Genomic DNA, 15,715 nt, shown 5'->3' with positions numbered 1-15,715 from the left:
TGATAATCATTCTCGAATTATAGCGGAATCAGAAAAGTTTTACTATGATAATGGGAATAGTTGTTCATTTCAGCAAGAGAGGTGATGTTCTGATGCTAGATTTAGCAAGTCCTATATGGGGTAAGCTACAAGGTCCTTATGGTTTGTCTGATGGCGTCCCTGCGCTCATCCAGCATGTTCAGCACGACTATTTTTCCGAAGAAAAAGAAGAGTTGTATTGGGAGCTTCTGTATCATCAAAATACAATTTATCCATGTACATATGCTGCAGTTCCCTATTTAGTAGAGATCGCTTTAAAAACAGAGAACCCTGATATTCTGTTGGACATCTTCATAACCTGCGGCATGTTCGAAGCCAGTAGCGAAAATGCTCCTCATATGGATGTGCCATCGGAGTTTTTACGAGATTCCACACCCTTATTGGATCAAGAGACCATCAGTGAGATCTATCGTGAATACCACCGCTCCATTCTATCACTGACAGAGCAAACAGAATCAATCCTTCACCTAGCACAGATGGGAGAGCATGATGCAGACAAGCGCTACATACTGGCTGCGGACGCTGCGTTTCGTGGGGACAAAGACATTGCCAACATGCTTCTCACCTTTTCAGCAGGAGACGAATATGTAACGGTGTGTCCGACGTGCGATCAGTCTATCTACATATGGCCCGATGAGGAGGAGGAGATCTTGTTCGCTTACGAAGACGATCCCGTTTCTCACGGTACAGCGAAACGATTTTCAATCATCGCCAAAAAACCGGACATGACAAATGACAGCGGACTTCAGAAATTATACCGCCGTGCGCTTGAGATTGAGGATAAAGAGCTGCTTGCCCATCTTCCTTATCTTGCTGGTGAATTGAACTGCTGCTCATGCGACACCCCTATTCAGGTTTGGACGGGACTCTTTCCATAAATAGCAAAAAGGCCACAGCTAATGCCGTGGCCTTTTTGCTTTAGATTGCAGATACATCTGCCAAGGAGCCTTTCGTTGCTTGTAACAAGCCCTCTACTGCCATCTCGATCTGGACACCAATGTTTCCGCCACTGACGATGATCGTCTCTAACGACTGTGCTCGTTGATCGATCACCGTTGGAAACAATTTCTTCATCCCCACTGGCGAACATCCACCACGAATATAGCCAGATACTTTGGTGATCTCCTTCACGGGAATCATCTCGATCTTCTTCTCTCCGACTGCTTTGGCCGCTTTTTTGAGATCAAGCTCGGCTTCAACGGGAATGACAAACACATAATACGATTTGCTCGTCCCTTGCGAAATCAATGTTTTATAGACAACATTCTTTTCGCGACCGATCTTTTGGGCGACGGCAATTCCGTCGATTTTCCCATCATCCGTTGCATATGTCAGCATGGTGTATGCGATTTTTTCTTTATCCAAAATCCGCATCGCATTCGTTTTTCCTTGCTTCACGCCAGTCCACCTCCGCTACACGCTGGTCAATAAAATATAATCTATCTTAGGGGATGGCATTCTACTTTTCAACCAAAAAACGCCACTGACACAAGCATGTCAGCGGCGTCTCGTATTATTGAATCGTTACTTCATCAATCTCGATATGGCCTGCAGGGCTAATCCATACACCCTGTACATTCTTTTGAATCGCCGCCAAGTTCTCGGAGAATCGGAACGGAATAAGCGGTGCTTCGTTCATTTCGATTTGTTGTGCTTTTTCATAGATTTGTTTGCGTTTTTCTGCGTCTGGTTCTCTGCGTCCTTCTTCAATCAGCTTGTCTACTTCCGGATTGTTGTAGAAGGAATGATTTCCTGGTGCGCCATGTGCTTTCGAATGATACAGGTTGGCCTGGTTGTAATCGGGATCGCCCGTAGCATTCCCCCATCCGCTCATGAACAGGTCTGTCTCCCCTTTGGATGCTGCTTCGATATACGCCCCGAATTCCATAACATCCAGTTGCAGGTCAATGCCGATTGGCTTCAGTTGTTGTTGCAGTACTTCGGCTACGCTAATGCGGGCCTTGTTGTCATTCAATGCGATTTTTACTTTGAAGCCGTTCGGATATCCAGCCTCTGCGAGCAATTGTTTGGCTTTCTCGACGTCATACGGAATGTCTTTTACATTCGGGCTGTACCCAACCATCGCTGGTGTAATCGAGGAGTGAGCTGGCGTTCCTACGCTATTGTAAACGCCTTCAATAATGGTTTTCTTGTCGATTGCGTGGGCAATGGCTTGGCGGACACGCACATCATCAAAAGGCTTTTTCTTTGTATTCAACCCGATGTGATCGACAGAGAACCCAGGGTATCGCCCCAACTGCATCGATGGAGAATTTTGCACGCGATCGATGTCCGTCACAGGCAGGTTTTCTGCCACTTGAACTTCACCTGTCTCAACCATGGCGAGGCGAGTCGTGTCTTCTGGTACGGTTTTGAAAACGACTTTATCCAAATTTGGTGTACCGCCATAGTAGGTATCGTTTCTCACGAGAACCACTTCTTGGCCCGGCGTCCATTTTTCGAATTTGTACGGACCCGTACCGGTTGGATGCTTGCTCAAATCTTTTCCATATTGTTCAATGGCTTTCGGGCTGATGATGCTTCCCTCTGCACTCGCCAAAACAGACAAGAGCGGTGCGTACGGGTAATTCAGAAGAAACTGTACTGTGTACTCATCTACTACTTTCACTTCTTTGATTGCTTCAAACATATTAATCCGGCTGGAGCCAACGGCAGGATCTTGAACGCGAGCGATCGTTGCCTTTACCGCTTCCGCATTGAAAGGTGCTCCATCATGGAACGTCACGCCTTGGCGCAGCTTGAACTCCCACGTCAAGTCATCGAGCTGCTTCCACTCACTTGCCAGAGATGGGACGTATTTGCTTTCTTTATCCATGCGGACAAGCCCTTCGTATACTTTGTGATGAACGATTGCTGCTGAAGGGATTTGGGACAGGAAATGCGGATCGAGGTTGTTCGCATCGGACAGACGAGCGATGACGAGGGTTCCTCCTGTTTTGCCAGCTTCTGCAGTACCCCCTGCTTGTCCAGCGCTAGTGGACGCATCCTGCCCCGACGAACACCCTGCCAAAGCCGCAGATACCGCGATTGTCATGGCAATCAGCGTGTGATAAAAGCTCTTCTTTTTCATCTGTGTTCCCCCAATTCTTGTTGCAAATGTTTTAGCATTCAAACATGTTTTATTTTAGATAATATTCAGTCATTATATTTTCACTTTGTTTACCTTTATTTTCAGTTTCTTTACAACTTTGTATATAAACAAAAAACTCTCCCCTGTGACAGCGAGAGAGAGTGATTCAAAGATTATCTGACAAATTCACTTTTTAACAGCCCATATATGTATTCATCAAAATGTCATACCCTCTACGGATGATAGTCGCGGAAAATGGCCACCCCATATTGAAAATTTCCATCCCGGGGATCGCAGTGAGTCTAGTTATACGTACCGACCATAGAAAAAAGAGAGACTCTTCAAGAATCTCTCTCCTTATCCTACAACCGAATTACAATGATCGAGTCATAGGCTTTTTCATCATATTGACGTACTGCACCACATACAAATACTGCTGCGTTAACAACTCCGCATCCGCTTTTACTTCCTGCAAATAGCGATTGCCTTCCACTTGTAGGTCTTCGATCAATGAGGCGAGGAAGCTCATATCGTATTCGGTCGCGAGTTCTTGCAGCTTTTTCAGCTCCTGCAAATCTTGCCTGTCAAACTTATGGATTCCTTTGAGTAACAAGCGTTCCTGCCAATCAGTCAGGTTTTCGGTAAAGGAATATAACTCCTCCATGATTTTACGTCCACTCCCTCACCGTTATAGGTCTAACTTAAAGCTCGTCAGCGATTTGCCCTGCATGATGCTGATCGGATAAAGACCATCTCCTATTTTTTGCACAAGCAAATACACATCGCGCAGCTCTAGCAGCCGCTTGTTTTGTTCGAGATGACGTATATTGCGGGCGAATTCCCCCTGATAAGAGATGCTCAATTGGAGGGAATGACATTGCTCGTCTTCGATCGTCAGAAGCAACTGCTGTGTCTTCTGATCGAATTCGACTTGATTGAACTTGTTCGCTTTCAATATAAAAACCGAGTCCAACGCAGTTTCAAACATATCGCCTGCCGTGTCCTTCCAGTCACTTGACCAGTCGCCAACAAGCACCTTGCCGAGATCCAACTCTTCGATATTGTCCCTGGGAACGATGGTTAGCCGTGTATCCTCGCTGGAAGACAAGCGCTGCTCCCGATTCGTCTTCGCCTGTGTCAGGATGACCTGTGAATGAGAGAGCTCCTCCATCGAGATCAACTCGCCCCAGGGTACCTTGCCTTTATAGCTGTCCTTAAAGGAAAAGGATATGCCTTCATAATACACGGGGCGCGCTTCTGTATACGTGTAGATGTGCTGATCAGAGAGCGAATAAAAGTAATACGTAATCCCCTTGTACCCTGACCGCGTCTCCCATGGATTTGCTCCCAAAGCATACAAACTTAACTGCGGAACCATATGGTACTTACTTTTGAAGCTGCCGAGCAGCTGCTTTTTCGCTTCGGTGTGATCGATCTTCTCTAGAGCAATCAAACTAAGATACACCCGGGAAAGTCGATCGAGCAGCGCTTCCGTTGAAAACTTGACATGGCGCTGAAAAAATAAGTTCAGCTCCCCATGAATGCCGCGAATGTCCTTTTCCACGCGGGGAAGATTGCCGTTATGCGCAGCAATAGCAAGCAGCTCCAGCCGTGTACAAATTGTCTGGGATAGCTTCGCCAAGCCGATGCCAAGAATCTCTGCGATCAGCGATTTGGCTTCCGCTACAACATCTGTTTCGTAGCTGACATCGGTTACGGATGCTTGTAACTGTTCACGATCCTGTAGCTGATGCATGGCCCGATAGCGCAAAATGACCTCCAGCTTGTGCAAGCAATTGCCTTTCGCCTTGCAGGAGCACATGCTTTTCCCGATCTCCGATTCACTGTCAAAAGATACGGATATATCTTGGGTGCGCAATTTCATGGTTAAAAAGGATGTTTCAACGATCTCCATTTCCTCGAAATAGTCGAGGCGAAACAACACTTCTTCCAGCTGTGCTGGGGTAAAAGCCTTGCTAATGTGAGTCGGCTGCAATTCCAAGAGCCAGCTAAAGTCAGGCTTGTAGGTCTCCAGCTCTTCCGCGGTCTCTGCTCCTGCTTGCAAATGGTTTTGGGCATAGTAGACGATGGAGATGATGATATGCTTGCATATCTTGTCAGATGGACATGAGCAGGAAAAACGATTAATATCTGCATGAAGTCGGCATACGCTGTCATCTGACAGCGCACACTCGACGTAATCGTCCCCGAACTCGTAGGAAACGTTCATTCCTTTTTCCATTTCCTTGATGGAACGATTGTAAATTCCTTTGTTCGCGTATTTGATCAGATACTCTTCGTTGCACAGCGCGATAAACCGATGAAATTCTGATGTAAAATCCGCCATCGTTATTTTCCTGCTGCTCGCATGACATCATAGACGGTTTCGCTGAAAATGCGTGTTGGAATATCGGTGAGCTTCAGTCGATCCACTGGCTTGAAGTAAAAATGCTTGTACTCGGCATCTTTATTTGGGAAGAAAGCCAACGCTTCCAGCTTCACATCCTCCATGCCCTCCCAATACGAAATGCTCGCCCCGCTGATTTTCAGCTCAGCCACCATTCCGTCATACAGTTTGTAAAACTCATAATAATAACCGGCATCGAGCGGCGTACCTTTGACCCAGCCGAATTTCTCCATCATTTTCGCAAAAGCGGTAGGTGAATACGATTCAACAGGTAGGCGGAGCAATTCATTGGCTTTTATTTCTTCTTCCGTAGGCAGGAACGCTTCACGATTCAACTGCTCGAATGGTTGAGTAATTTCGTAATCTTCCAGCTGAGTACGCCAACCGTTCAACATCTCTTCGTCCAGCTCCAGTGGGTGAATCAAACCAATGAGCTGCTCATCTGCCAACTCATACTCATCCTCGTCCACGGTGTTAAATGTCCCATCGTCCATATAGCGGAACGTATCTACGAGCTTACCATCCTCGTATACACCCCAGATGAGCCCGATTGCGAATTTTTGCATCAAAACGTTCTCCACAAAGAGACGTTTCCATGCTGCCGTTGACCAATAACGCGATTTGGACAGGGACTCCTCCAGACGAAGAGATTGCACTTTCACCATATTTTTTAGGTCTTTTTTCAATTGAGCAAAAGTCAAACGTGCTTGTTCTGCCTTCTCCTGATCGTCTTTCGCGGACGGTGCAGGCAGATTTTTGACTGCTTTTCCTGTGCTGTCGTTCGTGACTTCCAGCTCCAGCTCGTTGCTGACTTTGACCGTGAAGGTGCGGTCCCCGTAGTCAAACACTTGCTTGCCGGACGCATCGAAGCCAAGCGTGGTAACCAGTCGGTCTTCCAGTTCCATCGCAGAAATGTTCTGATTCGCAGCCGCCATGGACAGCGCCTCTTCTGCTGCTGATTTGACTTGCCTGTTTTTGATCGTACGCTTGATCTGGTCAATTAGACGCAGCGCCGTCAAATCATTCGAGAACGACAGAGCACGCACGCCATCCGCAGCCAAAGCACCGCGAGAGTGATCTGTCCAATCCTTGATCATCTGACCAATCGTATCGACTATACGTCGATCTCCGAAAGCGACGCAGAGCGGCATGACCCATTTTTCTTTGGCGACTGCTCCATTATCGAGCCATGTGCGCAAAACTTCTACGGTAAAGTCAGCAACAGATGCCGCTTGCAGAGACGGTTTCAAGTCAAGTACCAACTGGTTTGGCGCTGTCGGAAAATCGATGGAAGCGGTTAGCATGTACTCCATTACTTCCTGACCCAGCTCGTTGCCGTCTTGGTCACGAAGGACTGGCATGCGCTCCAGTGGCATCCATTTAATTCGTGTGAGCTTGCGCTTGTCGGTCAGGTTGCCTAAATGGGTCAAGCTCGCATCTGGCCCTTGCTCCTCGGCGTCGATAAATGTTTGTAGCAGCGTTTTAAATTTGCTACTCTTTTCTGTTGTCAACAGCTCTTGGAAAATCTCCTTGTTATTGTCCAGGGAGCGAATCGCATCAAGCGCCATTTCCTTGACCTTTGCTTTTTTCTCGGTTTGATAGACGTGCAAATAAAGCTCCTTGTCTTTGGCCTGAAGAAACGCTGCACCAGCAAGGCCGCTCACTTTCTTCGAGCTGTCACCCAAACCGAGCAGAATCGCTTGGTTGCGCAATTCCTCTGACAGCTTCTCCTTTGCCGCTAATAGGGTCTGCATCACAAACACGCGAAGCTCTGTATCCAGCTTGTCAAAATGAGCCAGACTCATTTCCGGATTCGCTACGACCAACGAACGATACACCTCTTCATTGACGTCTGTGTAATAATAGTGCGTCTCCTTGATCGACAAAATCTGGTAGAAAAGTGTCTCGATATCTACAGCTTCGTCCTTCTGGTAATGATCGATGATACCGGTCAATCGATCCTGGAACGCATGAGCGAAGCACATATGGCCTACTCTGCGATTGGACTTGTCTTTGTATTGGCACATGAACGGAATCAGACGAGCAATAAACGGATGGTCCACAGGCAAGAAGCTCAGCAGGATCATCTGCTGCCTTACAAGTTGTAAGTCTTCCAGATGCACATGCTCGAGCACATCCTCTAGGACAGCTTTGTCATCCAGATAGTTCGCCAGCTTTGTCGAGCCCTTCGCACGTCGCAGCGCGTCTTGAATAATCCCTTCCAAAGAAGGCTGGAAATCGGAGAGATCCACGCCTTCTGCCGCCAGCGTTTTGTGTAAAAATCCTTTGACCATCGGAATCGAAGCAAGCTCAAGCGCTCGTCTTGATTTCGTTACGTCTTCTTGCACCAGCTGCTTCACTTGCTCCCAATTTGTCGGCGGGGATAGCAAATGCTCGCGCAGTCCCAGCAGTAGATCGTAAGGCTCCTCCATGTGTACGAGTCCAAACAGTCTCTTATCTTCGGACAAGATATCAAGCGGGAACATGTCAAAAAGGATTTGCAAGGTGTTGTGCAGCTCCCGATCCATCTCCTCTTCCTTCTTCAGGAATGCACTGATCCCGCCTTTGACGTGAATGCGGAAGTACAGCAAGCTGATGACTAGCTCCATATAACGTTTCAAATGTTTCTGGTTCAAAAGGGAGCCTTCCTTGACCTGCTCTCCTGGATAATACTTTTCTCGCAATGCAGCCTTTTTCTCTTTGACGTATGAAGGATACAACGACTCGTTGGTTAGCAAATTGTTGCTCGAAAACTGCATGGTCACGACTTCTTTGGCAATGGTATGCAGCTCTTTTATATATTCGCGCGTATCACCTGTAACCAGGTAATAATAGATCGGCATTAGCTTTTCTTTTGCTTCTTCCAATAAGCTCGGAGAAATCGTGTACGCATACGAAATGAATAGCAAAAATTCGGCCCTATCAAATGTCGAGGAGTAATCACGGCTGATGCTTGCGCGATAATCCTCTGCAGCTTTTAACAAAAATTCGCCAAACAACGTATGTCCGAAATGCTCGACCGTTTTTCTCATGGCCTCCAATGCCTTCTGATCTTTTGCACGGATGTCAGCATCATTGATTTCCTTCATACTTTGCAGTTCGATCTGGTCCAGGAAGCATTCATCCATCACATTTTTCTTATCGTAAAAACGGTTGCTAGCCTTGTAGATCAGCACAGCTGCTCGATAGAAGGCCAGCTCTTCTCCGCGTTTTTTTAGCTTGTCAAATTCGGATCGAACCGTATAGCTGTAAAACCGCGGGTCCTCTACGATTGCCGGGCATTCGTCTGTGTCACCTGCAACGTAATCAGCCACTTGATCGTACAAATGCTTGTTTCGATCACTTGCACTGATAAATTCCTCCACAAATTTCTTCGTAACTGGATTCAGATCTGTCTTTCGTAAAACCATTCCTTACTCCTCCTTCTCTCTATTTGATAACCTTACCAATCCACTGCGCGAGCTCATCAGGCGTAATCGCGGCGACATTTGCTCCCATATCGCTCAATACCCTTGCAGCATGCTGGTTGTACGTAGCGTTGCCCTCGAAATCTAAAGCCGTCAGCACTAAAAACTTGCAGCCTGCGTCTATAATTTCCTTGCTTTGGCGATACATTTCCTTGATCGGATAGCCCTCCTCCAAATCGCTGACGAGGATAAATATCGTCTTCGATGGATTTTCGAGCAGTGTTCTTCCGTATTTGAGCGCTTGGGCAATATGAGTCCCCCCACCAAGTTGCACACTCATCAGCACATCGACCGGATCATCCAGTCTATCGCTCAAATCAACGACCTTTGTATCAAAAATAACCAAATGCGTCTTCAAGGCAGCGAGCTTGTAAAAAATACTTGCCATAACCGAGCTGTAAATCACAGAGTCCATCATACTGCCGCTCTCGTCCACGACAATGACGATGTTCCATTTGTTGTGATGCTGGATATTGCTGTGGAAATACAGCTCATCGATGATAAAACGGCTTTTTTTGCGATCGTAGTTTTTCAAATTTTTGCGAATCGTTTTATGCACATCCAGATTTTTCATCGACTTCGTATAGCCGCGTTTGTGGCGATTGCGTTTGCCGACAATGCTGGTCTGCACCTCATTTTCCAGCTGACGCCGCAGATCGTCTACGACCTTGCGTACAATTTCCTTTGCACTTTTCACGACCTCTCCTTTCATCCTGCCTTTAAATTGGAGGATGTTTTTCAAGAGGGTCATGTTGGGCTCCATGCTTTCCAACACTTTTTTGTCTGTCAACAGCTCTTTCATGTTATAGCGGTCCAGAGCTTGCCGCTCGAGGATTTCTACCGTCTTTTTGGGAAACAGCTTGCGGATTTTATTCAACCAGACGGGAACCGTCAATGCCGAATCTCCCCGGCCACCTTCTTTTCGATAGCCTTGCTCTTCGCCGTATTCACGGTTGTATAAAAATTCAAGAATCGAGTCTAGTTCCTGATAGGAAAACTCGGATGATTGATAGACCCCGCTGCCTTCCAATGATTCCTCGGCATGAGAGCCCAATAACAACCGCCAGCGGTTCAAGGCTTCGCGGCTCAAATCAGGTTCCATTTGGCAAACTCCTCCTTGATCGCTTCATCGAGCATGCGGGCATCACGCAAGGTACGCTCATCGATGACTGGATTCGTGACTTGCTCCACCGTCGTTTGGAAGAGAGCTGCCACTTTTTCCGAGAGCATACTAATTTCCATTGGGCTAAAATATGTAAACGCTAATCGCAGTTCAGGCACCACTTGCAAAAAGTCGTCGTAGGCCAAGGATGTAATCATCTGATGCAGATCGCGCAAGATTTCTTCTTGATGAAAGAGGTAGTCACGAGCCACGATAAAAACGCCATGTAAATACGCGGCGGTATGCAGCATTTGCTCAGGCGAGCCGAACATATAGGCACGCGCACGTCTGGAGATTTCTGCGCGTTCTATCACTTCGAGATTGCACAAGATTGCGACCACCACCCCCTCCAGTTTCGCGGGGAGCTTGTCGTTACGCAGCAATTCCAGCAGTTGATCACTGAATACCTCTCGGGAATCATCCGCCTGTCTCTTCTCACTCAGCATGTACAGGAATTTGAGCTGATCGGCCAACTCATCCAGTTCGTTGGGGTTCGGGTTTCCTTTCTCGACGATTTTGGTCACAGCCTGGTAATATACTTCTTCCACCAAGTTCTCCAGCCGTTCTGTCTCGATCAGACCGAACAACCTTTTTTGCTCCAAAAGAATCGTGAGTGTCTTCAATGTTTTGCAAAGAGAGAGAAAATGTCCATCCTGCCTAACGGACCCTTCTACAGATTCAAAGAGCCTTTCCGACAACTCTTCCAATCCCATGACGACCGCCATCATAAGCCATTTTGCCAGCTCATGGCTCTGGTGCTGCGGCATTTCTTTTACCATATCGGCTAGCTTTTGCGCAGCTGCCTCCTTCACCGTCCCACCGTAAACTGAGCTCTCGATCAGACGGGCTTCGACGAAGGAGGAATAGCTGTAGCGCCATGTTTCTCGGACAAGATTGACATTTCGATTGTTCATCCAGTCTGGTCCGGATTCTTTCGCGCAAAATTCTGTACCCAAGAACTGCATGCAGTGAAAAAACTGGCTGGCTTCGCGATGTGACTTCTTGGCATACAGCTCTAGCACCTTCTGATTACGCCCTGTTGTCGTGATCGCGAGCTTTAGTGATTTACATCTGTCTTTGCAATCGCGAACGATAGGCACATCCAGTGAATTTGGAGCAACCTCACCAATTCCGTCTCCTGTCAACAGCTCTCGCAATGTCTCGATCGGCTGTGAGGTTGCAATCGAGCGCTCGCCTTTTGTAAAAGCAGAGAGAACGGAATCGATCAACTCATAGGCGCCGCCCTCGGCCTTTTCCCGCATGACTGCCATGCCATTCATGAGGCTGTACGCTTCAATCGCATCCGCAGTCGACGTCGTTTCTCCTTTATCACGCAGCCTTTTAAGCAGTTGCGGGAGGTACACCAAGGCGCTTTTCGAGAAGGGAGCACGCTCCTTCTTCTCCAGTGCCTTCCACACACTCTCGTAGTAGTGAACGTACGGCATCCCGCTTGCGTATCCATTCAACTGATCCGCTTCCTGGTACGTGTACACCATCGGATATATTTTTTCTTCCTGCACCTTTTGTATCTTGTAGGAAGTCTTGCGCTCCTCGATGAGTCCGTATGTATGAAATCCCCCGGTAACCACGAGAATTCTCGCATGCTTTTGCTTTGCCTCTGCAATTTTTTGACGCATGTGCGCCTCACGAATTAAATCGCCTTCCGCTTCCAAAGTAGCGTCATCATAGCATTTTCGAGACAGGTAGCAGTAGGCAAAGACATCCTTGACGAAATCCTGCGTCTGTTTGCGGATACCATCAATCTCAAAAACCTTTTCCCACAGCTCATCGAAGTTCCGGCATTTCATCGTCTGGCACAATCGCTGAATAAACTGCGAGCCTGCCAGCATGCGCTCATCGTGATAGGACAGCTTTTCATTCTTCTTTTTCAAATCATGGCCGTCTTCCAAGCTTTCCAATCGACTTCCGTAGCTTAGATCAATGAAAGCAGCAGGTATCTGCCGGCGTTTTGCTTCAACCAAGGCTACATATTCCGGCGAATACAGAAGAAACGGAAAGTAACAGACGTATTTTTGCTCCCCTGAGGCGTACGCGTAATAAATGCTCACAGGAGGCTTCGTCCGTTCATCCGTCAAGATCGGAATGATATGATTGCTATGGTCCGGGCCTTCAATCAGAATGATTTCCGGTTGATACTCTTCGATCGTTTTTTTCAAATGAAACGAGCAGGCAGGACTATGATGACGAACCGGGAAATAGACGACCTGTTTGCTAAGGTTGTAGACCTCTTCTTCGACGAATGATTTTATGAAGCGGTCTTGACCGTTTATTTGATCCATTTCTTCTCGCTGTAATAAGTTCCCCATAGACCCTCTTCCTTTGCCCGTTCTTTGACCACTTTGGTAAAGTAGGTTTTCAGGATATTTGCGTCCTTTTGGTTTTCCTTGACGACCGCTCCCAGCATGTTCTGTACCAGTCGATCCATGGAAATGGGCCTGCCATCATAGTAATGGGAAGTCATTGCACTTTGGACATAGACGGATACGGCTTCGGCTGTACTCATCACGGATTGAGGGGAATCGATTTTGAATCCTTCCTTGGTCTCGCCCATACGCAGTTCCATGAAGGTCGTCGCCAATATCTCAACCACATCTCGATCGATTTCGATATTCACGCCACTTTGCTCCAGAATTACTTTTGCTTGGGATTCGATAATTTGTGCTTCCATTTTCACATGATTAATCGGCGCGATCGTCTCGAAGTTAAAACGGCGTTTGAGCGCGCTACTCATTTCATTGACGCCTTTGTCCCGCAAGTTCGCTGTTGCAATGATATTAAAACCGGGCTTGGCAAACAGGATGCCGTCTGACAGCTCGGGAATGTTCATCACCTTGTCGCTCAAAACACTAATCAACACGTCTTGAACCTCAAACGGACAACGGGTAATTTCTTCGAATCGCGTAATAATTCCTTTGCTCATACCGGTGTATAGCGGCGAAGGAACCAGCGCTTGCAGAGAAGGACCTTTGTCCAGCAGCATCGCGTAGTTCCAAGAGTATTTGATCATATCCTCTGTCGTGCCAGCGGTGCCTTGGATCGTATTCGTGCTCGTACCGGAGATGGCCGCAGACAGCAGCTCAGACAGCATCGTCTTTGCCGTTCCTGGTTCACCGACGAGCATCAAGCCGCGATTGCCTGCCAACGTGACGATCGCACGCTCAATAAGCACATCGTCTCCATAGAACTTCTTCGTAATCGGTATACTTTCGCCCTCATAAGAGAGAGGTTCATCCGTTCCTAAAATAAAATCGCGCACAGCTCTTGGCGACATCAGCCAATTGGGAGGTTTTGTCCCTGTATCATGGGAACGCAGCGCATTCAGCTGTTTTGCATATAACACTTCCATAGGTGGTTTCATTGTTTCCATCCAAATGCCCACTCCATTTCTGGTTGTTCTTGAAATATATGTATACCACTAAAAATGAAAACATATGTTTGTTAGGAAAAGAAGGGTATTTGTACCCAATATTAGGAAAGATATGTGAAAAGATGTGAAAAGAGTACTACATGCTAAAAAGCGCCCTGGGTCCCCAAGACGCTTTTCTCGCTTTTTTTGAAGAGTTTTTTTACAACAGTGTCCGCAAGCTCCAAAGCTCCGGGAAAAAACGGTGATCGAGTGCTCTGCGTAAGTACATGACGCCTGATGACCCTCCTGTTCCCGGCTTTTGGCCTATGATGCGTTCGACTGTCGTCATATGGTTAAAACGCCATTGTTGTTGCTGGCTGGCGATATCCACCAGCTTTTCTGCCAACTCGTACAGATCCCAATACTGGTTCACATTTCGATACACGGTCAGCCAGGCATGCTCTACACTCTGATTTGGTTGATATGGTTGTGACCAATCGCGATTCAAACATTCCGGATCAATCGGCAAGCCACGAGCAGCCATCTCCCTGATCGCCGCATCATAAATGCTAGGCTGCTGCAAGGCCGCACTCATTTGGGAATGAAGCTCTGGTTGATGTGCATACACCGCTAGGACATGCTGGTTCTTATATCCTAGCGTAAATTCGATGAATCGGTTTTGATAGGATTGAAATCCGGAGGAATGACCCAGCTTGTCACGGAACTGGAGGTAATCAGCTGGCGTCAATGTAGAAAGGACATCCCACGATTTAATCAATTGCTGCTGGATACGCGAGACTCGCGCGAACATTTTGAAAGCAGGCTCCAGATCATGATTGCAGATGCATTCATATGCTGCTGACAGTTCGTGCAAAATTTGTTTCATCCATAGCTCACTCACCTGATGAATGATAATAAAAAGCATTTCATCATGATGCGTGGATTGACATTGTTGACTCGACAAAATTTGATCAAGCTGTAAATAATCGCCGTACGTCATTTCTTTTTGGAAATCCGTGTGAATCTGTGTCTCCAATGAGGTGTCGTTCGGTTGATTACTTCCTTGTTCATGTGGTCTCATCGCGGCATGACCTCCTTTCCCATCTAATTCCTTTCTACCTCTCGTTACTCCTGCTGAATCTCCATCCTTCTCACCCGATATTATTTCGCTGCTTCTAAATATTTCAAATCGATCAAGCCGTCGATTTTATTACTGGAAATATAGCCGGCTTCCTGACTGATATCTGCCATTTCCTGAATAACTTTATCATTGACCTCCGTTGTTACTTCCAAACGGGAAAAGGCTGCCTGCACTTCTTTTTTGCTCAGCTCTTTGCCAGTCAGATTTTTCAAATGCTTGATGATCAGTTCTTGGCTTTCTTCGGGATTTTCCTGAATGAATTTGACTGCTTTTTTATGTGCTTGCAGATAGGCGGTTGCCAATCCTTCTCTTTTCAGAAATTCATCGCTGGCTGCTACCACCGTATTGGTTGATTCTTTCCCCCAAGCGAATTGATCCCAATCCAGAAGCAATTTTCCTTCGGCCTGATTTTCCAGTACATATCCCCACGGCTCCTGAGTTGCTGCACCATCGACGGATTTTTGCACGAATAATGCTGCCGTATCTGCTGGAGCCGCAGCATACAGTTCCACATCTCCACCATTCGTCGTCGGTTTCAGACCAACCTCATTCAGTGCTTTTCTGAGCATGACATCCTGCGTGCTTCCGATTACCGGAATCGCGATTTTTTTACCTTTTAAATCTTTTAGTTCCGTAATATTGGTTGAACCATTCATGACGAGCACTGCTCCACCATTAACCGCTCCTGAAATCAAACGATACCCAGGATGCTTGACATAAAAGTTCAATAGCGGCCCTGGCCCGACTGTCCCTACGTCAATCGCCTTCGTTGCCATTGCTTCCATAAACAATCCGCCATTGGCGACCGTTTTTGTTTGAATCTGCATATCAGCACCGAAGGCTTCCTTAAAATAGCCTTTCTCCAGCGCGATGATCGTGGCGCTATGGGTCAGATTTGGGAAATATCCGATCCTTACTTCCTTCTCAGAGGATGCTGCTCCGCCAGTAGAGCAGCCGCTTGCAATCCCCATCAATAATAGAGATGCGATAACAGTACTGAACACTTTTTTAAGCATGTGACGACACACTCCTTAGCCATTT

General features: G+C 47.0%; 11 protein-coding genes. 1 reads left to right on the top strand and 10 read right to left on the bottom strand.

The annotated features are described in order from the left end of the window. Nucleotides 1–92 precede the first annotated feature (92 nt). Entirely contained in the window at nucleotides 93–917 is an 825-nt protein-coding gene (locus tag HP398_RS02505; RefSeq protein ID WP_173621716.1) for a hypothetical protein, read from the top strand. Nucleotides 918–957: 40 nt separating this feature from the next. On the opposite strand, the gene ybaK is transcribed toward HP398_RS02505, so the two are convergent. The 10 genes from ybaK to HP398_RS02455 all read right to left on the bottom strand — a co-directional run bounded on the left by ybaK (nucleotide 958) and on the right by HP398_RS02455 (nucleotide 15,690). Beyond that, nucleotides 958–1,437 (bottom strand): Cys-tRNA(Pro) deacylase, encoded by a 480-nt coding sequence (ybaK, locus tag HP398_RS02500; protein WP_017248343.1) that lies wholly within the window; start codon nucleotides 1,435–1,437, stop codon nucleotides 958–960. 115 nt (nucleotides 1,438–1,552) lie between these two features. Continuing rightward, nucleotides 1,553–3,130 carry a glutathione ABC transporter substrate-binding protein gene (locus HP398_RS02495; protein WP_173621715.1) on the bottom strand — a complete coding sequence of 526 codons (1,578 nt, stop codon included), beginning with the start codon at nucleotides 3,128–3,130 and terminating at the stop codon, nucleotides 1,553–1,555. Between the two features lie 373 nt (nucleotides 3,131–3,503). Then, nucleotides 3,504–3,794, bottom strand: coding sequence for a hypothetical protein (locus HP398_RS02490; RefSeq protein WP_017248341.1), 291 nt, complete (start codon nucleotides 3,792–3,794; stop codon nucleotides 3,504–3,506). 24 nt (nucleotides 3,795–3,818) lie between these two features. After that, nucleotides 3,819–5,477, bottom strand: coding sequence for a hypothetical protein (locus HP398_RS02485; protein ID WP_017248340.1), 1,659 nt, complete (start codon nucleotides 5,475–5,477; stop codon nucleotides 3,819–3,821). Nucleotides 5,478–5,479: 2 nt separating this feature from the next. Further along, nucleotides 5,480–8,947: a DUF4132 domain-containing protein gene (locus tag HP398_RS02480; protein ID WP_173621714.1), complete on the bottom strand. Its 3,468-nt coding sequence runs from the start codon at nucleotides 8,945–8,947 to the stop codon at nucleotides 5,480–5,482. 19 nt (nucleotides 8,948–8,966) lie between these two features. Then, complete coding sequence (locus tag HP398_RS02475; protein ID WP_017248338.1) at nucleotides 8,967–10,106, bottom strand: VWA domain-containing protein; 1,140 nt, start codon at nucleotides 10,104–10,106, stop codon at nucleotides 8,967–8,969. Next, the gene (locus tag HP398_RS02470) at nucleotides 10,091–12,493 is read right to left on the bottom strand and encodes a DUF5682 family protein (protein ID WP_173621713.1); all 2,403 of its coding nucleotides are present in this window, start codon (nucleotides 12,491–12,493) and stop codon (nucleotides 10,091–10,093) included. The genes HP398_RS02475 and HP398_RS02470 overlap by 16 nt, the downstream gene beginning before the upstream one ends. Then, nucleotides 12,454–13,554, bottom strand: a complete 1,101-nt coding sequence (locus tag HP398_RS02465; RefSeq protein WP_026043067.1) for an ATP-binding protein — start codon at nucleotides 13,552–13,554, stop codon at nucleotides 12,454–12,456. The genes HP398_RS02470 and HP398_RS02465 overlap by 40 nt, the downstream gene beginning before the upstream one ends. Nucleotides 13,555–13,753: 199 nt before the next feature. Then, entirely contained in the window at nucleotides 13,754–14,614 is an 861-nt protein-coding gene (gene kynA, locus HP398_RS02460; RefSeq protein WP_106833920.1) for a tryptophan 2,3-dioxygenase, read from the bottom strand. A gap of 80 nt (nucleotides 14,615–14,694) precedes the next feature. Continuing rightward, entirely contained in the window at nucleotides 14,695–15,690 is a 996-nt protein-coding gene (locus tag HP398_RS02455; RefSeq protein WP_173621712.1) for an aliphatic sulfonate ABC transporter substrate-binding protein, read from the bottom strand. Nucleotides 15,691–15,715 lie beyond the last annotated feature (25 nt).

The sequence above is a fragment of the Brevibacillus sp. HB1.4B genome, assembly GCF_013284285.1.
Taxonomy (GTDB): domain Bacteria; phylum Bacillota; class Bacilli; order Brevibacillales; family Brevibacillaceae; genus Brevibacillus; species Brevibacillus porteri.
This window is presented reverse-complemented; position numbering and strand designations above follow the sequence as displayed.